The following is a 19759-nucleotide window of genomic DNA, read 5'->3' on the forward strand; positions in this document are numbered from 1 at the left end:
TATCAGTTCCCGTGAAAGGTCGCTCGGATAAAAAACATTGATAAGGCGTTTCTGGCGGACAATCACGTCTGCAGGCAAGTCGGTTAGCGTGCTGTTTCTGGTCAACTATTTCAGGGAGGAAATCTAGTGTCATCGAACATATCCGAAACGATCGCCCAGGTAATTACGGCATTGCCCGATCACGTGGCGATCAGCACGCCAGACCAGGATCTCAGCTATCGCGAACTCGGACATTGGGCTGCAAGTATTCAGCAGCAAGTGGCGCAGTTGGCCACCGACACTGAGGCTGCCGTACTCATTCTGAGCGCCGATGCGATGGGGGCCGCGGTCTCGATGATCAGCTTGATGGCCAGCGCCAAAGTCATGGTGCCGTTGGATATGGACCAGTCGCCCCACCGCTTGTCTCAGATCGTTGAACAGGTTAAGCCTCAGTTGGTACTGCATGACACCGAGGCTGCCAGGGTGTTGGATGCCGTCCCCGCGCTGGCTACAGTGCCCCGCTTGAATATTCAGCGCGATCAGTTATCGATCACCTCCTGCGGACAGTTTCAAGTCACCCCGCGTGATCCCGATGCGCCTTGCTACATCTACTTCACGTCCGGCTCCACCGGTCAACCCAAAGGTATCCTGGGTCGACTCAAGGGGGTCGCTCATTTTATCGACTGGGAAGTGGACGAACTGCAGCTTGAGGAGGGCGTACGTGTCTCACAGATCACGTCGCCTTCTTTTGATGCCGTGCTTCGCGACCTGTACACGCCACTCACATTGGGTGGCACCGTCTGTGTGCCATCCTCTCGCAAGATCGTGGGTGATGGCGCCGCCTTTGCCGCTTGGCTTGGTAAGGCGCACGTAAGTGTTCTTCATTGCGTGCCGTCGGTGTTGCGCGTGTTGCTTCAGGCCATCAAGGCGAACGGCGCCCTGCGCCCTGCGTCGCTGCAGCATGTGTGTGTCGCGGGTGAAGTCCTGTTTCCCGCGGACGTGCAGGTGTTCAAGGAAACATTGGGCGACACGGTGTCGCTGATCAACCTGTATGGCCCTTCCGAAACGACCATGGTCAAGTTGTTCCATCGTGTGGACATGCACGCCGACTCACGCGTATCGGTGCCGGTGGGCAAGGCGATGCCCGGTGCTCGCGCGTTGGTGATCGACTCGCGCGACAAACCCTGCGGCGTTGGCATGGTTGGGGAGATCTACATCCGTACGCCTTACCGCAGCCTGGGGTACTTCAATCGCCCGGACCTGACCGCCGAAGTGTTTGTGCCTAACCCGTTGAGTGGTGATCCACTGGACCTGGTGTATCGCACCGGCGACTTGGGGCGCATGCTGGATTCCGGTGACATCGAGTTCGTAGGCCGGCGTGATCGCCAGGTCAAAATCAACGGCGTTCGTATTGAGCTGGCTGAAATTGAGAGCCTCATCCGTCTGGCCCCTGGTGTCACTGACGTTGCCGTGGTCGAGCGCCAGTTGCCTGAGCGTACGAGTGAGTTGGTTGCCTATATCGTGATAGCCGAAGGCGCTGATATCGAACAGGTCCGCAGCTTTGTGCTGGAACAGGGTTCAGCCGTGATGCTGCCCCATCACTTGCTGCTTATGCCGGTTCTGCCGCGTACGGTCACAGGCAAGATCGACTATGCGAACCTTCCAGCCGTCGAATTGCTGGCAAGCGATAGTGATGATGATGGTCCTCAGCCCGGGACGCCTCTGGAGATCGCGGTGGCAGAGTTGTGGCAGGAATTGCTGGAAGTGCCCGAACTACCGGGCATCGATGCGCGCTTTTTCTCCAAGGGCGGGCACTCGCTGCTGGCCATGCAGTTGCTGTCGCGGATCGAGGCGACGTTCGGGGTCAGCGTATCCATTCGCAACTTCCTTGACTCGCCCACCGTTCGTCATCTTGCTCAATTGGTCGAAACCGCGTTCCTTGAGGCCAGTGCGGACGACGACTTGTTCGCGCTAATGGACGAGGGGGCGTAAATGGAGTTGATCTCTGTATTTCCGACGACCTCGATGACCTCTGGCGCTTGGGTCTCGCGGATGCAGTCCGAAGGGCTGGCGACTGATGCCGTCCTGTTGAGGGCGGCCCAGCCCAAGGGCTGCCGTTGTGCGCGCTGTGGGATTTCCGATTTCGTGGACGGCATCGTGCTGGACGCGGCTGGAGTCTGTAGCGAGTGCCTGCGTTACGACACCTATCGGGATCGCCTGGCGGCCTATTTTCGGACACCTGCCCAATTGTCGGAAGTGTTCAGCGAAAACCGCGCCGTAAAGCGCGGGCCATACGATTGCCTCCTGCTGTACAGCGGTGGCAAGGACTCGACCTATGTGCTTTATCAGCTGCTGAAGATGGGGTTGAAAGTCCATACGTTCACCTTTGATAACGGCTTCATCTCAAAGCAGGCACTGACCAACATCAGCAACATCACGCAGAAGCTGGGTGTTGAACACACGACGCTTACCCATGCGAACATGCACGAGGTGTTCCGCGAGAGCCTCACCCGTCACAGCACGGTCTGTAAGGGCTGCTTCAAGGCATTGCTGGACCTGAGCCTGGAGTTTGCCGAGCAACAGGGGATCAATCTGATCGTCAATGGTTTGTCCAGAGGGCAGATCGTCGAGGAGCGGCTGAAAAAATTCTACGAACAGGACACGTTCGATTCGGGCACCATCGAGCAAGGGCTCAAGGATGGGCGACGGATCTACCACACTGTCGAAGCGTACAGCGGCTTGAATGGCGCCCGTTTCAAGGATGACAGTATCTTTGATCGCATCACGCTCATTGATTACTTCAGATACTCCGATGCTTCGAAGGAAGATATCTATCGCTGCCTGACCGATCACGACAGCTTGTGGAAAGAACCGGAAGATACCGGTTTCTGCTCATCCAACTGCCTGATCAATGACGTGGGCGTCTACGTGCATGGCAAAGAGAAGGGCTACTCCAATTATGAGGTGCCAACTTCATGGGAGGTACGCTTGGGCCATCTCAAGCGTGAAGCGGCGTTGGCAGAGTTGGCGCCAATCCAGAACGAGCGACCTGTGCTCGGCATTCTAAGACGTATCAACTATGAACCTCGCACCGGACACGCTGTAGCGGCTTCGGTTCTTTATTGCGTGCTGGCGCCCGGCAAGACGCTGGCGCAGGCGCAACAGGCGGTGAATGCCGTGCACACCGATGGTGTGCCTCCGCATGTCGTGGCCGTTTCGCATATTCCTCGCGACACCGATGCGAACGTTCAGGAAGATGCTTTGCGCCTGTTGGCCGCGGTCGTCAAGGAATCGAAGCCGGCAGTTGGCGATAAATCCACAGAGCCAGCCTTGGCGTCCGAATGGCTTGAGGCCCCGCCGCCTGCGGATTTATGGCTGCAACGCAAAATCGAATCCAGCCTGATCCTGGATAAGGCCGCATTCCGCCGCGTGATGTTGCAGTTGTTCATTCAGCACCCGGCACTGCGCAGCTCGCTGGTGGAAGTAGAAGGGCGCTGGCGCCGCGACTTTCCAATGCCTGCTGCCGGGTTGCCCTTGCAGTGGCTCGACCTGAGTCAAATCGCTGTGGACCGACGTGCAGCGGTAACGGCGGCGGCGATGGGCAAAGTGCTTGAAAAGGCCCGTGCTGGCTCCGGTGGCCCACTGGTGAACTTCCTGGTGCTTACCCATGATGAAAACGCAGGCAGCAGTCTTGTGATCACGACTCACGGGATGGTGGCTGATGATTGTGCGTGGGCGCTGTACCTGTCGGATTTCCAGGCGGCTTATGTCGCGGCGACAGAGGGCGCAACCGCTGTTCGTTCTGGCCCCGTTCGGCAGCGAGTTGAGACGCTGGCACCGCTTCAGGTCCCGCCTGGGGGGATAGCTTCTGCTGCGCGCCGCGCTGAGAGGGTTGGTACCGCGTGGCTGCCGTTCGCCGAGCCTGCGCAGTTGCTGGACGTCTTGCGCAAGCACGTTCCGGGGCACTGGTCATGGGCGTCGGATCAACTGGAGTGCAAGCGCGCTGACGACGGCCAGATCGTGGGGTCCCATTCAAGGTTTGTGCCGATGAGCGTATTGCCCGGCAACGTCGGCGCCGAGCAATCGGATGAGCAGGATTTTTGTGTACTGCTCTTCTCGGATGAAATACAGGGCAGCACGGCGCTGTTTCCCGATACGACCCAGGTCTACCGACCATTTTTCGTGGGGCAGGCCTCCTGGCTGACGATTCAGCCGGCTGACGGTGGCTTGAGCCTGATGTGGAGTGCCAACACAGACCGCGCAGATGACACCGCACTGATGCAGGCCTTGGCCCGTCTCGTGCAGTGATGAGTGAGCGTCGCCGGTGCCTGCGATTGCGCAGTCATCGGCCTGGGCAACGTGGTTGCGTCGATAAAATGTACAAGGAAGGCAAGGATGGAATCAGGCGTCGAGGAGGCCGCCCGCGTAGCTCGGGAACAACGCAAGCAATTGTTGGATGCCATGCTGGCGAAGGGTGCATTCAAAAGAAAGCAGCTGATCCAGCCTCGTCCCGCAGGCCAAGATAAAATCCCATTGTCATTGGCTCAGCAGCGTATCTGGTTTCTCGATCAGCTTGCATCGGATCCTGCGGTTCATAATGTGCCCAATGCAACCCGGTTCTACACCGCCCTGGATATGTCAGCGCTCGGCCTTGCGATCAACGAAGTGATCAAGCGCCATGAAGTGCTGCGCACCGTTTTTGATATGCACGATGCCCAGCTCTGCCAAGTGGTTTTACCAGCATTGATGGTCGAGCCTGTGTTGGTAGATCTGACCCAGCAGCTATCCACCGAGCCCGGTAGCGCGGTGCTGTTTGAGCGTATTGACCGGGACGTGGCCAGCCCATTCGATTTGCGCACAGGGCCGCTCATCAGGGCGCATGTCTACCATTGCGGTCATGATGATTTTGTTCTGTTGATGACTGTGCATCACATTGTGTTCGATGCGTGGTCGATTGGGCTCTTGTATAAGGAAATGCTGACGATCTACCGCGCACTGCTCGAGGGCAGGGCTCACGGGTTGCCGGCGCTGTCGCTGCAATATGGCGACTTTGCCCGCTGGCAAGCTGAACAGTTGGGCGGCCAATCCTGGTCCGGGCAGTTGGCCTATTGGCGTGATCAACTGGTGCAAATGCCTGAACCGCTTGAGTTGCCCTTCGACTTGTCCTCTTATGCCATGGCGGACAGCGCGGGTGCTGTGTTGCCGTTTGCTGTGGACGAGCGTGTGGCAACCCGCCTGAAACAGTTGGCTGCTGCCAACGACGCGACCTTGTTCATGGTGCTGGCCACTGCGTTTTATGTGGTGCTGCACCAATATTCCGGCCAGAGCGACATCTGCATCGGCGTTCCCGTGGCGGGCCGAGGGCGGTTGGAGTTGGAGCCGGTTATCGGACTGTTCACCAACATGCTGGTGATCAGGACTCAAATACCCGTCGATGAGACGTTCGCAGGGTTGTTGAAGGTCGTTAAAAAGAACTTGCTCAGGGCCTATGAGCATCAGGATGTCCCCTACGAAAAGCTCATGGAGTTAGCCAGCGCAGAGCGAGCCGTTGGCCCGCTTTTTCAGGTGGTATTCTCGATGCAGGGGACCGCGGAAAATGCGGCGCGCGCGCGTGTGTCTGAAAGTCAGGTGGCGTCGGTCAATTGGCATGGCAACCGGTATTCGAAATATCCCTTTTCCCTCTTCATGCAAGACACTGCCGAAGGGCTGGTAGGGTCTTTCGAGTACCAGACGTCGCTGTTTCATAAAGAGACGATGCACAACCTGTCGAGCAACTTCCTTCACCTGCTTGCGCAGATTGCCGAGTGTTAAGGGGTGCTGTGTCCTGTTGCTTGCATGGCGAGGTCAAGGATGGATATGGACAAAAAAGGAGTGTCGTGTGCGTTTAGGTGATTTGGATGTGCTCGCTCCCGCGCAGCGACAGCTTCAATTGACCGCCTGGAACGATACCTCGCGCCCCTATCCGCAAGGGTTGCGTCTGCATGAGGTATTCGAGCGCCAGGCCAGTCAGTTTGCCGATTCGATAATCGTGGAGCACGGCGACGTTCGGCTGACTTACGCCCAGCTCAACGGTAAGGCCAACCAATTGGCTCACCGCTTGATCGAAGACGGCTGTGGTGCCGGCAGCATGGTCGGTATCAAGCTGGAGCGCAGCCTGCAGATGATCATCGCATTGCTGGCGGTCTTGAAGAGTGGTGCGGCGTATGTCCCGCTTGACCCGGCGTATCCGAGGGCGCGTCTGGACCACCTGTTGCGCCAATCCGGCGCAGCAACGGTGATCACGTCTGCCGCGCTTGCCGACAGCGACGACACCACGCTGCAGTGGGTCATCTATGACGATGACCAGCTTGGCGGCTATAGCGAGGACAACCCTGAAGTCGTTGGCGGTGAGCTCGCCTATGTGATATTCACGTCCGGCTCTACGGGACTTCCCAAAGGGGTTGCAGGCTTGCACGGTAGCATCCTCAATCGTCTTCAATGGATGTGGGAAAAGTATCCGTACGCAGTCGATGAAGTCTGCTGCCAGAAAACGGCGCTTAATTTTACCGATTCGATCACTGAGATTTTCGGGCCGTTGCTGAGTAACGTGCCTTTGGTGCTGATCAGCGATGCGCAGTTGAAGGAGCCTTTGACTTTTTTGTCACTGGTGCAGCAGAAGGCAATTACCCGCATTGTGCTGGTGCCTTCGTTGTTGAAGGTGTTACTGGCGGTGGGCGGTGCGGTGCGCCAGCAGTTCGCCGGACTCAGGTTGTGCGTGGTCAGTGGCGAGGCGCTGGATGGACAGACGCGAAATGAGTTTCTGCGTTTGCTGCCCCATGTCCTGCTGCTCAACCTCTACGGTTCCACTGAGGTCTCGGGTGATGTGTTGTTCGCCGAGGTGAATCAGATGCAGCCAGTATCCGTGCCCGTTCCCATTGGTCGTCCGATGGCGAATGTCAGGGCTTATGTCCTCGATGTGAACATGAGCCTGTTACCGCAGGGCGCGCGGGGTGAGCTGTATGTGGCGGGGAGTAATCTTGCGCTGGGCTACTTTGCCGACCCGGCGGCGACAGCCTGGAGCTTCGTGCCTGATCCTTTCTCGACAGTGCCCGGCCAGCGACTTTTCAGAACGGGCGACATGGCGCGGCTGCGAGCCGACGGGCAAATCGAATACCTGGGGCGCCGCGACTCGCAGGTCAAGGTGCTTGGCATGCGCGTGGGGCTGGGCGAGATTGAGGAATGTCTGCGCCAGTTGAGTGGAATCAGGGATGTCGTGATCGTAGCGCGGTCAAGGGAGGATGGGCATGACCTGGCGGCTTACTACACCCTCGGCGGGCCATGGCCGGACAGTGTCAGCGTGCGACGCCACTTGCTCGACAGGCTGCCTTCGCACATGGTCCCCAGGTTTCTGAGTGAGTTGGAAACCATGCCTTTGCAAATCAACGGCAAGATAGATCGACATGCTTTGCCGGAACCCAGCCTGGCGCTCGCTACCCTCGATGATGGGGTTCGGCTGCCCCCGGTGGGTGAGACTCAGGTATGGCTCTGTGAGCTCTGGTCCAGGGCCCTGGGTCTTGACACGGTGGGAATACGTGATGACTTCTTCATGCTGGGCGGTAACTCTCTGGATGCAATGAGGCTTGTCGCAGCTATCAACACGCACTGGCGTCACGTGAATATCGGGGTTCGGGATATTCTCGAACTCAGGACTGTCGAAGGGCTGTGCGCGTCAATCGAGTCGAGGTTGGCGCTTGGTCCAGAGAATACTCAAAGTCAGGCCGACGAGGATGAAGAGATCCTCTGGGTGCTCGATGATCTTGCTCAATGAACGCTTCACTGCCCGCCGGAAAGTGTCATGACTAATTCAGTTCTTCCTGTTGATATGGGCTCAATCGAGTTTTGCGAAGGGCAATACCTCGCTGCACGCGTCCGTGCTCTGTCTGCCCTGGCTGGAAATCCCTATGGCGCGAGTGTTCGTGAATTGGGGGAGTTGTCGGGGTGTAAGGTGATGGCGACCAAAAGCCCGATGTTGAACCGGGTTTGCGGCGATGCGGTGAAGTCGCCAGATCACTTCGCTGCGCTGGCACGTTGGTTTGCAAATGATGGCAGGGAGGTCGCTGTGCCCCTTGTGTCCGCCCGCAAGCCGGGTGGTGAGGCGCGGCAGGTCGGAGAGTGCCGGCTTACGAAAATGCGCGGTTGGACTCATGCCCAGATGGCCGCATCGGTCGATGAGTTGAAAGCGATCAAGCCCGGCGTGCGGATCGAAGAGTTGGACGTAGCGAAACTGGGCTCGTTTCTTGATATCCATGCCGCGGCATTTCATACCCCACCTGAGGAGCGCGAGATGTCACTGGCCTCGTTCGTCGGGTTGTACGAGTCGGGGCGTGCCGGTTTTTTCGTGGCTCAGATCGACGGGCGAGTGGCGGGTGCGGCACTTGTCTATTTTGCCACCAACGGCATGGCCTATCTGGGGACCGCTGCCACGGCCAAAGCATTTCGTGGGCAAGGTTGTCACGCCGCTCTGATTGCAGCGAGGATCGCAGCAGCGCGTCGGTTCGGATGTCATGGTGTGGCGGCGACTGCGCTGATGAATTCGCAAAGCCGGCGCAACCTGGAGCGCTTCGGCCTAGGCTTTTCCCATGTTCAGACGCTTTACACGGCCGCGCAAGACTGAAGCGGCCTGGGCCGTCAGTCCGCGGCCAACGCATTGACTGGGTTCAACTTGGCTGCTTTTCGCGCCGGCATGAACCCGAAGACCAGGCCGGTCAGAACTGCACAGCCGAAGGCGCTGGCGCACGCCGCCAGCGACTGCACCACCGGTACCTTCAGCCACTCCAGGGCCACAACCACGCTCGTCCCGATGATCACACCGGCGGTTCCCCCTATGGAGGTAACCAGTACGGCTTCGGTCAGGAATTGGTACAGGATATCGCGCTGTCGGGCCCCCGTAGCCATGCGCACGCCGATCTCGCGCATTCGCTCGCGGATACTCATGAGCATCACGTTCATCACCCCGATACCGCCGACGATCAGGGAGACTGCCGCCACCAGCCCGAGCATCCTGGTCATGGATTGGGAGGCAGCGGCTTGAGCCTGCATGGCGTCGATCCTGTTCCACACCTGCACATCCCACACATGACGCTGTTCGGCCAGCAGCGCCTCTATGGCTTCGGCGGTCTCCCAGGATTGCCCCATGTCCCGGATCTTCACGGCTATCCAGGATGGGTTGGGGCGACCAAACAAGCGGGCGGCGGCAGCCGAGAAAGGCACGGTGACACGATCATCGAGATCCTGGCCACCGCTGGCGCCCTTGGAGGCAAAGACGCCGATGACTTGAAAGGGCACCTGATCTACCAGGATGTTCTGCCCAACAGGGTTTGAACCGTCCGCGAAAAGTGCCTTTTTGACCGTCTGGCCGATCATCGCGACTTTCTCGACACGGCGATCATCCTGCGCATCGATCATCGTGCCTTCAGCCATCTTCCAGTTCATGACTGAAGCGAAGCTCGGGGTGGCGCCACCCCCGTAGGTTACATGGTCCACATTGCCACGTCTGACGACTACCCGATCTTCGATATACGGGGCCACGGCTTCGACATTAGGCAACGACTGGATAGCCTTGGCATCCTCCAGGGTCAGTGGCGCCCCTTGAGTGCGGGTGCCGGCCGCCTTGACCGACACAAACATCGTCTGAATGCCCAGGGTTTCGAACTGTGCCATGACCTGGCGTTGCGTTCCGCTCCCCACGGCGAGCATGACGATGACGGAAGCGATGCCAATCACGATACCCAGCAAGGTCAATCCGGTGCGAAACCGGTTGGTTTGCATGACACGCCAGGCGGAGCGGGCCATTTCGCCCAGATCGGCCGGCACTCGTCTGGACCGCGTCGCGTTGAGCTGCGGGCTAGGTGCGGCCGACTCGGTTTCTAAGACGCTGGGTGGGGTATCGAATGTATGTGCGTCGCCCGAATCTGCAACGATTTGGCCGTCATGGATTTCAATGATACGACGCGCTTGTGCGGCGATGTCACGGTCATGGGTGACGAGAATAATGGTATGGCCCGCTTCGGCCAGTTCATGCAGCAGCGCCATCACTTCTGCTCCGCTGCTGCTGTCCAGCGCACCGGTCGGTTCGTCGGCGAGGATGATACGTCCGCCATTCATCAGGGCGCGGGCAATCGCGACGCGCTGCTGCTGACCCCCCGATAATTGGCTGGGGCGATGCGCCAGGTGTGCACCCATGCCCAGCCGCTGAAGCAGGTTGGTGGATTGCTCCCGACGTTTTTCGCGCAATTGCCCGGCGTACAGGGCCGGAACCTCTACGTTCTCCCTGGCTGTTTCGGTGGCCAACAAATGGTAGCCCTGAAACACGAAGCCAAAGCCGTCGCGTCGAAGCTGAGCCAGCTCGTCGGCGCTCAAGCCAAGGGTATCGCGCCCTTCAAATAAATAGTCTCCGGAGCTGGGCTTATCCAGGCAGCCGAGAATGTGCATCAGGGTGGATTTACCTGAGCCCGACGCGCCGACGATGGCGACAAATTCTCCCGGGTATATCTTCAGGGAGACGCCGCGCAGCACTTCGGCACAGGCAAGGCCCTGGCCATTTCGCTTCGGCGAGTCGCCATAGGTCTTGCGTATGTCGCGCAGCTCGATCAACGGTTGCGCGCGGTTACCAAGGTGCCCATCCATGGAGGTCATCCTTTTGCACCATTTTGGATAAGGCTGCTGGTGACAACACGCTCACCAGGCTGCAGTCCCTCGAGGACCTGAGCGAAAAAGCGATTGCGCGTCCCGATACGTACCTGGCGCGTTTCAGTGTTGCCATCGGCTTTCACCACCTGCGCCAGGAACAGATCAGCAGAGCCCTCTACCGGAAACAGCGCGGCAAGAGGTACCGACAATGCGTCCTTGGCCGAGGTCTCGACGAAGGTTACCTGCGCTGTCATCTGGGGCATGAGTTCGGCATCTGTGTTGCTGACGTCGAACAGCACGGTATACACCACCACCTTGTTCGCGGCGCTTGGGGTGCCCGTGGCAGCACCTGCCGCTGCAGCAGGCGGCGCGGGCAATACTTGGCGAACCTTGCTTTCCCAGCGGCGCTGGTCATTGCCGAGTGTGGTGAAGTAGGCGGCCATCCCGGGTTTGACTCTTCCCACATCCGCCTCGGAGACTTCGGACCACACTGTCATGGACGTCAAGTCTGCGATGCGCAGCACGTTGGGAGTCTGGTAGGTGGCGTTGAGCGTCTGTCCTTCGCGGGCATCCACCGACACAACCGTGCCAGCCATGGGGGCGTAGATGCGGGTGTAGCCCAGTCGCGCCTCATCGGCCTTGAGTGTGGCTTGAGTCTGGGTGATCTGCGCTTGCAACTGTTGAATGCGAGCGCCCGAGGAGGTAAGCGTGGCTTGCGCGTCTTGCAGTTCGTCAAGGCTTGAGGCACCGTCGCTGGCCAATGGCCGAAGGCGCGCATGCCGCTGAGTAGCCAGCCAGTACTGTGCGTTCTGATCGATCAGTTGGGCTTTCTGGGCTTTGAGCGAGGCGCGTCCCGCGTCAACCGAGGCTTGTTGGACACTCGGGTCGATCTCAACCAGCAGTTGTCCCTTGGTCACGACATCCCCGGCCTGGGCATGCAAGTGCATGATCTGTCCCGACACCTGTGCACCGACATCGACATACCGATGTGGCTGCAAGGTGCCTAAGGCAGTGACGCTGGTTTCGATGGTCGAGCGCGTCACGGCGACGGATGCTGGAGGGTTCGACGCTCGCTGATCCCAAGGGTGCCATGCCACACCGCCAACCAGCAGAAGGACAAGTACGAAACCGCATGCAAACCAGCGCGCCAAGCGTGAATGACGTGGCGTGCCGACAGAAGTTCTAGAGGACATAGTGGTGGACTGCCAATGACGGCGGCGAAGAATCACGGCCGGCTTCCTTGTTCGGATGGGACCCCCATCTTGAGGGCTGTTTTCTTAGTGGACACTCAGTATACTCGGCGCGACCTTTGAGCGCTCCCCACGAAGCTTATTGCAGGGAGTGCAAAAATCGAAAACGTCACATCGATATCATGGGTTTGGCCGTAGTATCTACATGTTGCGCACGCGCAAATTATACGTCTTTTATGGCGCTGCACATTACTTTGGCTTTTTACTTCACAGGTTTTTCTATCAGAGCAAGGAGGCGCGATGGCTGCAAGTCGATTGACCAGGAAACTGCGTGGTGTTGATGAGGATCAGACTGCTGTTGCATCGGATCTTATCGCTCTAATTCGCAGCGCAAATACTGAGGGGATCGAGAATCTCGATCTGGTGGGCATGGAATTTCCAGAGGTGGTGCTCGATGGCATCAGCCTGAAGTTTGCCGATCTGTCGTCTTCCAATCTGGAGGGTGCGCTTTTCTCTGGTGCCGTCCTCAGCGGCGCCTGGCTCGAGAAGGCAAGGCTCGCTCATGCCAATCTTTCCGGCGGACAATTTCTCGGGACCAGTTTCCAGGGCGCGGACCTGCGCGGGGCGACGCTGGAAGGCGTCTCGCTGGAAGGTGGAAACTTCATCAATGCCGTTCTTGTTGATGCACGTGCCAAGCGCGGCGAGTTCAATGTGACCAACTTCAAGGATGCCGATCTGTCCGGCGCCGATTTCAGTTTTTGCACATTGAACAATTGCAATCTAGGTGGGGCTGATCTTCGCGGTGCCAACTTTGAAGGCGCTCGATTGAGCAATACCAACGTTCAGGGAAAAACACTGGATGGGGCGATCTTTGAGAATGCCTATCTGGGGGAGTGTCTGGCGTCAGATGTGGATTTCAGAAAGGTCAATCTCAAAGGGGTCGACTTCAGTTATGCCAACCTTGCAAATGCCAACTTCTCAGGGGTAGACCTGACAGGCGCCAAGTTTATCGAAGCCTCATTGAAAGGCGCGGATCTGCGTGGTGCGATATTGACCGATGCGGACTTCACGCATGCGTCGATGAAAGGTGCATTGAAAGACGACTGAGTCTGGACCTGTCACCAGGCGGCTTAAATGCCCAGGCGCGCCGCGCTGGTGATGCCGACACCAAGGTTGGAGGCATGGCAAATGGATGAGCATAGGAAAAGCGCTTTGGACTCAGGGTTGATGGACCCGTTGTTGACACCCGACTGGATCGCAGCCTGCGAGGAACTCGACGTACAGTTGGCCGACGTTGCCGAGCCGGATCTGGCCAGGCTGGCTTTCAGGTTGATGGCTGCAATGTATTGTCGGGATCTCAAGACACTGCCTTCGTGTGCTCCGACTCAGGCATTGGTCGAGCAGTGTGCTCAGTTGGTAACACCGTTGTATCGGCCAGAACCAGATCTGGTTCGCGCTATCTACTTTCCCACGCGTCCCGGTGATGTACCGCAGTTCTATGGAATTATCGCGTTTTGCGCGTTCTGGGCGTTGATAAGCCGGTACGAAGGGCCGGTTGCCTGGTTGTCATTTCCCCTTGGCTTACTCGGTGACAAGGTGCATGGGGAAGTGTGTGAACTCATTGCCTGTGTGGAGCGCACCCGACTTCGGGCTGGAGCGCTGGCAGGGTCCAACAGGCCCGTGACGATCAGCTTCGAAGATGAGTCGGCCTCCCTGAGCATGTTTCATCTGGGGCGTCGCTGCCCTCCTGCCTGGGAGGTGCTGGCAAACGAGCCTATGGCGACGGCGTTCGGGCTCCCGCTTGTCTGTGTGCCAAGCCGCTCGGTGGCTCAGATGAAAGTGTCGCGGACGTCTTGGGGAAATGTCGTCGGGGTATTCTGACGGTGGTAGGTTGTATTGCAGCGTAGTCTGGCAAGGATGCATGAATGACGATTTCAAATCAGGATATTTTCGATGCCGAGTTGCGACTTGAGGGTGTTGTCCGGAAGACGCCGGTCCTGCGCAGCAGCAGCCTTGATCGAATGATCCATGGTAACGCCTTCATCAAGGCAGACTCGCTGCAATGGGGAGGCGCGCTCAAATATCGCGGCGTGATGAACAAGTTGTTTGCCTGCCCAGTGCCACCCGGCACTACGATAGTGGCGTATTCCTCGGGTAATCATGCTGTCTCTGTGGCGATTGCTGCTCGCCAACACGGTCTCGTAGCGATACTCGTGATGCCCCATGATGCGCCTGCAATCAAGATCGAACGGGCGAGAGAGCAGGGTGCAGAGATTGTTTTCTACGACCGAACCCATACCGATCGAGTCGCTCTGGCACAACGCTTGTGCAACGACGCCCAAGGCGTGCTGTTCCCGCCTTTCGATGATGAGGACATTATCTGTGGCCAGGCAACGGCAACGCTCGAACTGATCCGTCAGTGTCGAGAGCAGGGGAGTGAGCTGGATCACATCCTGATCCCATGCGGTGGAGGCGGGTTGCTCTCGGGAGCAGTCCTGGCCGTCCGGGCCGCTCGGTCGAATGCCAGGATATGGGCGGTTGAGCCCGAGGGGTTCGACTGCATGCGTCGATCCATGGAGGCCGGGTGCAAGATCGAAAACCGCTTGGGCGAAGGGTCAATTTGTGACGCGCTCATGGCCCGCGCACCTGCCGATATCACGCTTGAATTGGCCTTGGAAGGCCGGTGTGGATCGTTAAGACCAGATGATGAGACGGTACGCAAGGCAGTTGCCCATGCATTCTCCGAGCTTAAGCTGGTCGTTGAGCCGAGCGGTGCGATTGCGCTGGCGGCGGTCATGTCTGCTCCCGAATTGTTTACGGGAGCCTCGGTAGGTGTGGTCCTGTCGGGCGGAAATGTCGATGCGTCGGCATTCGCTGAAATCATTGCGCTTGAGGCGCATCTCTCATCAAGCTGACGTGCTCCGGATCCGTGATTGACGCCGCTGCTGGTGCGTGCTGACAACTACGCGTTGGCAAATTTCTCGTTTTTTGGCCTGTCGGCCATCCTCTTTTTGTCTGGAGTCCCCTGTGCCTGCTGAAGGTTCAAACCGCCCGCACGGTTCGCCGCTGGATATCTTGCGTGTGCTTGAAGCCGCCAATATACGGCTCACACTCACCCCTGCTGGCCAGCTCAAGGTGCAGGCGCCAAGCGATGCCATGACCGAGCCTATGCGGGAGCTGATCGTGACCAGCAAGCGGGCATTGATCGATCTGCTGAAGAGTTTCAACGGCGCAGGGACAATCCCAAGAGTGGCGGATAAGGAGCGGATGCTTCCTGCTGTTTTGTCCTTTGGTCAGGAGCGGTTGTGGTTCCTCGATCGCTACGAATCCGGCAGTGCCCAATACAATATTCCGGCGGCCGTTCGCCTGAGCGGTGAGGCATTCAGTTTGCCGATATTGCAGTGCGCGCTGGACGATCTTTTGATGCGGCACGAGTCACTCAGGACGGTATTCGTGGAGCGCGAAGGCCGGCCATATCAGGTCGTTCTGCCACAGGCTCGATCACTCATCGACATGATCGATCTAAGTGCTGTGCCAATGGTTGAGCGAGAGGCTCGGTTGATGGCACTGCTAGCACAGGAGTCGGCCAGGCTGTTTGACCTGACCAGTGGCCCCATGCTCAGAGCAGCGGTGGTTCGCATGGGCGAGCGCGAGCATGTGTTGTTGGTGACGTTGCACCACATCGCCTCGGATGCCTGGTCCATGTCGGTGCTAATCCAGGATGTACTCAGCCTTTACAACGCGCACTTGTCCGGTCTTCCGTCGCAGTTGCCTGAGTTGCCGTTGCAGTACTTGGATTATTCGGTGTGGCAGCGCCAACGGTTGCAAGGTGAATTACTTCAGGAGCAGGTGACTTATTGGCGTCGTCAGATGGCCGGTGCTCCCGCTTTGCTCGACTTGCCCACGGACCGACCCAGGCCGCCCATCCAGACGTACCAAGGGGCGAGCCTGGACTTCATGTTGTCCAAACAGACCACCGCCAGGCTGAGGGAACTGGGGAAAATCCATGGCGCAACATTGTTCATGGTGCTACAGGCAGCTTTTTGTGTGTTGATGCACCGCTACAGTAACCAGGAAGATATCAGCCTGGGAACACCGACTGCCGGTCGCAGCCGCACCGAGTTAGAGCCGCTGATCGGTTTCTTCGTCAATACGCTGGTGCTGCGTACGCGTATCGATCCCCAGGCACGCTTTCTTGACCTGCTGGCGCAAGTCAAGGAAACCGCTTTGCAGGCTTACGCCCATCAAGACTTGCCTTTCGAACAGTTGGTCAATGAACTCAAGCCCACGCGCAGCCTCAGTCATTCGCCGTTGTTTCAGGTGATGTTCATTGTGCAGAACGCGCCACGCGGCACCCTGAATATTCCCGGTTTGCATTTCGAAACGCTGGAAAGCCCTGTCCAACTAAGTAAGTACGACCTGACCTGTGCCATTGTGGAAAACGCCCACCCTCATCAATTGCTGGGGAGTCTGGAGTACAACACTGCACTGTTTGACGAGTCGACGATGCGCCGGTTGGTGCAGCACTTTGAGGTGCTCCTGGAGGACGTCGGCGAACGCCCTGAGGCGCGTATTGAAACGCTACGGTTGCTCTGTGCTCAGGAGCTGCACAAGGTGGTGGTCGAATGGAATGACACAGCGACCAGCCAGACGAATGTCGAGTCGATACATCAGTTGTTCGAGCGACAGGCGAGCCTGGTGCCCGACGCCGTTGCTGTGGTTTTCGAAGGGCAAGAGCTGACTTATGCAGAGCTAGATGCCAGGGCCAGCCGCCTTGCTGCCGGGCTGTTGGCGCTTGGGGTGCAGGCCGGCACGCGGGTGGTGTTACTGGCGGAGCGTGGGCTTGAGATGATGGTTGGGCTGTTGGGCATCTTGAAGGCCGAAGCGGCTTATGTACCGCTGGATCCTGGGTATCCCGTAGAACGCCTGGCATTCATGTGCGAAGACTCAGGTGCGAAGGTGATGTTGACCCAGGCACATCTGGTTAGTGTATTGCCCGAGAGTGCTCACTGCCTCACCCATATCCTGCAGGAAGACTGGAACGTACCCCCCGAATCTCGCTGGTCAGGGCTAAGGCACGCAGGTCGCCCGGAAGATCTGGCCTATGTGATTTACACCTCGGGCTCGACCGGTGTACCCAAAGGGGTAATGGTCGAGCACCGCAATGTCATCAACCTGCTGGGCGCCATTGGCCGGCGCATCCCCTTGGCAGCGGGAGAGGGGTGGCTGGCGGTCACCACAATTTCCTTCGACATCGCTGTACTGGAACTGTTTTTACCTTTGGTATGCGGCGCGCGCATTGTGCTGGCAAGCCGTGAAGCCGCTGCCAACCCCGGGATGCTGACGCAGCTCATGGAGGACCATGAGGTGTCGATCATGCAGGCAACACCTTCAACCTGGAAGATGCTTGCCGAGCATGGCTGGCCTGGCAGGAAAGTGCGGGTATTGTCGGGTGGCGAACCATTGCTGCCAGGATTGGCGCAGGGCTTGTTGGCTTACTCGGGAGAACTCTGGAACCTCTATGGGCCTACGGAGACCACCATATGGTCGACGTGCCAGCATCTGGTGGGCGACGTCGTGGCAGAGGTCACGCTTGGCCTGCCGCTGGACAATACCCAGGTGTACGTCCTTGACCCCTCTGGCACACCAGTCCCTGTGGGGGCCGTGGGTGAAATTCACATCGGTGGGGCAGGTGTTGCACGGGGCTATATCGGCCGTCCGGAGCTGACCGCCGAACGCTTTGTCCGGGACCCCTTCAGTGGCGGGCAGGGGCGCCTGTACAAGACCGGTGACATGGGACGATGGTTATCCGATGGTCGCCTGCAGTATCTGGGGCGCAACGATTTCCAGGTCAAGATTCGCGGCGCTCGGATCGAGCTAGGTGAAATTGATACTTGTCTGATCAGTCATCCCGAGGTGCGTGATGCGGTAGTGGTCGCCGGCAATGATGTCAGCGGCAATGCTCGTCTGGTGGCCTATGTCGTTCCCCGGGGGAAACATTCGGAACATTTGCCCGGGCTGTTACGCGAGTATTTGAGCCAGCGATTACCTAGGCACATGGTTGTCAGTGGCTTCGTTTTTCTTGATTCAATGCCGTTGACGTTCAACGGCAAGATCGACCGCAAGGCGTTGCCCAGCGCGGATCAGGCCGGTGCGGCGAGCGCCGCCTATGAGGCGCCCATCGAAACCGGCGAGTGGGTGTTGGCCTCCATTTGGCAAGAGCTGCTGACCCTGGAGAGGGTTGGTCGCAACGATCACTTCTTCGAGCTGGGCGGGCACTCGTTGATGGCGGTGTCTATGGTTGCGAAATTGCGCGCCCAAGGGCTCGACCTGGAGGTGCATTCGGTGTTTGCTGCACCGAGGTTGGCAGACATGGCCAAGGCGCTTTACGAAAAACGAGAAGCCCAGGTTCCGCCCAACCTGATTGGGCACGATGACACCCTTATCACACCGCTTATGCTGCCGCTGGCAACGTTGGTCCAGGCCGATATCGACCAGGTCGTTGCCCGGGTCCGTGGTGGACGGGCCAACGTCCAGGACATCTACGCGTTGTCGCCCTTGCAAAGCGGCATTTTGTTTCATCACTTGATGGCATCGCAGGGCGATCCTTATTTGCTGGCGCACCAGTTGGCCTTTCAGGATCGAGGGGGACTCGACCGCTACCTGGCCGGCATTTCGTCTGTCATCGAGCGCCACGATATCCTGCGTACCGGGTTTGTCTGGAAAGACTTGTCAGTACCTGTGCAGGTGGTCTGGCGCGAGGCACCGCTACACATCGAAGAGGTGCATTTGGATCCCGCACAAGGACCGATCAGCGAGCAATTGCATGCGCGTTTCGACCCTCGGTATCGGAGCATCGATGTCACGGAAGCTGGATTGCTGCGTGCGGCCATCGCTTATGATTCTGAGCACGACAGGTGGCTGCTGCTGCTGCTTCAGCACCACTTGATTGGCGACCATTCCACGCTGGAGATGTTGCACGAAGAAGTCACCCAGATCCTTGCTGGAAACGCACGTACGCTGGGAACGGCTCGCCCGTTTCGCAATTTGATCGCGCAGACCTTCCTTGAGGAAGACTCTGGGCGCCACGAGGTGTTTTTTCGCGAGCAGTTGGCCGATATCCACGAACCTGCCTTGCCGTATGGCATCGCGCAGTTGAAAACCCAGGACATTGCAGAGTTCCGTCTGGCGCTGGAGCCCGCACTTTTTGAGCGACTGAGCCTTCAGGCCCGGCGTCTTGGAGTTGGCTTGAGCAGCCTCTGCCATTTGGCGTGGGGGCTGGTCGTGGCCCGCACCAGTGGGTCTGACACAGTGGTATTTGGCACCGTATTGCTGGGGCGTTTGTCCACTCAAGAGCATTCTGAGCGCACCATGGGGCTGTTCATCAATACCTTGCCACTGCGTCTCGAGTTGCAGGATATGGCGGTGGATGCGGCTGTTCGTCAAGCCCATGCCAACCTGACTGCACTCTTGCGTCATGAGCACGCGCCGTTAGCCTTGGCTCAAAGTTGCAGTGGTATCGCTGTACCCGCACCATTGTTCAGTGCGTTGCTCAATTACCGACACGGGGCGATGGCTGCAACGGGTAACGACTCAGGCGTACCAGACGTCGAGTGGCTTGGCTCCTCTGCCGGGGCAACGTATCCATTCTGTCTGACGATCGAGGACTATGGGCAGTCGTTGGAGCTTATTGCACACGTTGCCAGCCCGATCTCGCCAGCGCGTACGTGTGAGCACATGCGCAGCGCCTTGGAGCAACTGGCCGATGCCTTGGGCCATGGCGAGCCAACGCGTATGGACCAATTGCATATCCTCCAGGATCATGAACGCGTGCAGGTACTGCAAGCGTGGAACGACACGGCTACGCAGTTCGATGCCAAGAACTTGGTGACGTTGTTCGAAGACCAGGTGCTGCGCACACC

11 protein-coding genes are annotated in these 19759 nt (G+C 58.5%); 9 read left to right on the top strand and 2 right to left on the bottom strand.

What is annotated here, in order from left to right:
- Positions 1-126 precede the first annotated feature (126 nt).
- The 5 genes from AC07OT_RS24315 (at position 127) to AC07OT_RS24335 (ending at position 8632) form a co-directional block, all read left to right on the top strand.
- Positions 127-1971, top strand: coding sequence for a non-ribosomal peptide synthetase (locus AC07OT_RS24315; protein ID WP_495109243.1), 1845 nt, complete (start codon positions 127-129; stop codon positions 1969-1971).
- The gene (locus AC07OT_RS24320) at positions 1972-4287 is read left to right on the top strand and encodes a 7-cyano-7-deazaguanine synthase (protein WP_495109244.1); all 2316 of its coding nucleotides are present in this window, start codon (positions 1972-1974) and stop codon (positions 4285-4287) included.
- A gap of 87 nt (positions 4288-4374) precedes the next feature.
- Complete coding sequence (locus AC07OT_RS24325; protein ID WP_495109245.1) at positions 4375-5790, top strand: condensation domain-containing protein; 1416 nt, start codon at positions 4375-4377, stop codon at positions 5788-5790.
- A gap of 67 nt (positions 5791-5857) precedes the next feature.
- Positions 5858-7786, top strand: a complete 1929-nt coding sequence (locus tag AC07OT_RS24330; protein ID WP_495109246.1) for a non-ribosomal peptide synthetase — start codon at positions 5858-5860, stop codon at positions 7784-7786.
- A 27-nt stretch (positions 7787-7813) separates the two neighbouring features.
- The gene (locus AC07OT_RS24335) at positions 7814-8632 is read left to right on the top strand and encodes a GNAT family N-acetyltransferase (protein ID WP_495109247.1); all 819 of its coding nucleotides are present in this window, start codon (positions 7814-7816) and stop codon (positions 8630-8632) included.
- Between the two features lie 14 nt (positions 8633-8646).
- On the opposite strand, the gene AC07OT_RS24340 is transcribed toward AC07OT_RS24335, so the two are convergent.
- Together AC07OT_RS24340 and AC07OT_RS24345 are read right to left on the bottom strand one after the other, a co-directional pair.
- Positions 8647-10644, bottom strand: a complete 1998-nt coding sequence (locus tag AC07OT_RS24340; RefSeq protein ID WP_495109248.1) for an ABC transporter permease — start codon at positions 10642-10644, stop codon at positions 8647-8649.
- 5 nt (positions 10645-10649) lie between these two features.
- A complete protein-coding gene (locus tag AC07OT_RS24345) occupies positions 10650-11840 on the bottom strand; it encodes an efflux RND transporter periplasmic adaptor subunit (RefSeq protein ID WP_495109254.1) in 1191 nt (396 codons plus the stop codon).
- Positions 11841-12137: 297 nt separating this feature from the next.
- On the opposite strand from AC07OT_RS24345, the gene AC07OT_RS24350 reads away from it, so the two are divergent.
- From AC07OT_RS24350 to AC07OT_RS24365, 4 genes are all read left to right on the top strand, one after another.
- Positions 12138-12944, top strand: a complete 807-nt coding sequence (locus tag AC07OT_RS24350; RefSeq protein ID WP_065939532.1) for a pentapeptide repeat-containing protein — start codon at positions 12138-12140, stop codon at positions 12942-12944.
- An 81-nt stretch (positions 12945-13025) separates the two neighbouring features.
- Positions 13026-13718, top strand: a complete 693-nt coding sequence (locus tag AC07OT_RS24355; RefSeq protein WP_495109249.1) for a hypothetical protein — start codon at positions 13026-13028, stop codon at positions 13716-13718.
- A gap of 44 nt (positions 13719-13762) precedes the next feature.
- Positions 13763-14752 carry a threonine ammonia-lyase gene (locus AC07OT_RS24360; protein WP_253488705.1) on the top strand — a complete coding sequence of 330 codons (990 nt, stop codon included), beginning with the start codon at positions 13763-13765 and terminating at the stop codon, positions 14750-14752.
- Between the two features lie 166 nt (positions 14753-14918).
- A partial coding sequence (locus tag AC07OT_RS24365; RefSeq protein WP_495109250.1) for an amino acid adenylation domain-containing protein occupies positions 14919-19759 on the top strand: 4841 nt, incomplete at its 3' end.

The sequence above is a fragment of the Pseudomonas sp. GW821-FHT09C10 genome (genome assembly GCF_059418085.1).

Bases quoted from the DNA above. Each gene is read 5' to 3' on its own strand.
- AC07OT_RS24320 (WP_495109244.1), top strand. From the start codon at position 1,972: ATGGAGTTGATCTCTGTATTTCCGACGACCTCGATGACCTCTGGCGCT.
- AC07OT_RS24325 (WP_495109245.1), top strand. From the start codon at position 4,375: ATGGAATCAGGCGTCGAGGAGGCCGCCCGCGTAGCTCGGGAACAACGC.
- AC07OT_RS24335 (WP_495109247.1), top strand. From the start codon at position 7,814: ATGACTAATTCAGTTCTTCCTGTTGATATGGGCTCAATCGAGTTTTGC.
- AC07OT_RS24340 (WP_495109248.1), bottom strand. From the start codon at position 10,644: ATGGATGGGCACCTTGGTAACCGCGCGCAACCGTTGATCGAGCTGCGC.
- AC07OT_RS24345 (WP_495109254.1), bottom strand. From the start codon at position 11,840: ATGTCCTCTAGAACTTCTGTCGGCACGCCACGTCATTCACGCTTGGCG.
- AC07OT_RS24350 (WP_065939532.1), top strand. From the start codon at position 12,138: ATGGCTGCAAGTCGATTGACCAGGAAACTGCGTGGTGTTGATGAGGAT.
- AC07OT_RS24355 (WP_495109249.1), top strand. From the start codon at position 13,026: ATGGATGAGCATAGGAAAAGCGCTTTGGACTCAGGGTTGATGGACCCG.
- AC07OT_RS24360 (WP_253488705.1), top strand. From the start codon at position 13,763: ATGACGATTTCAAATCAGGATATTTTCGATGCCGAGTTGCGACTTGAG.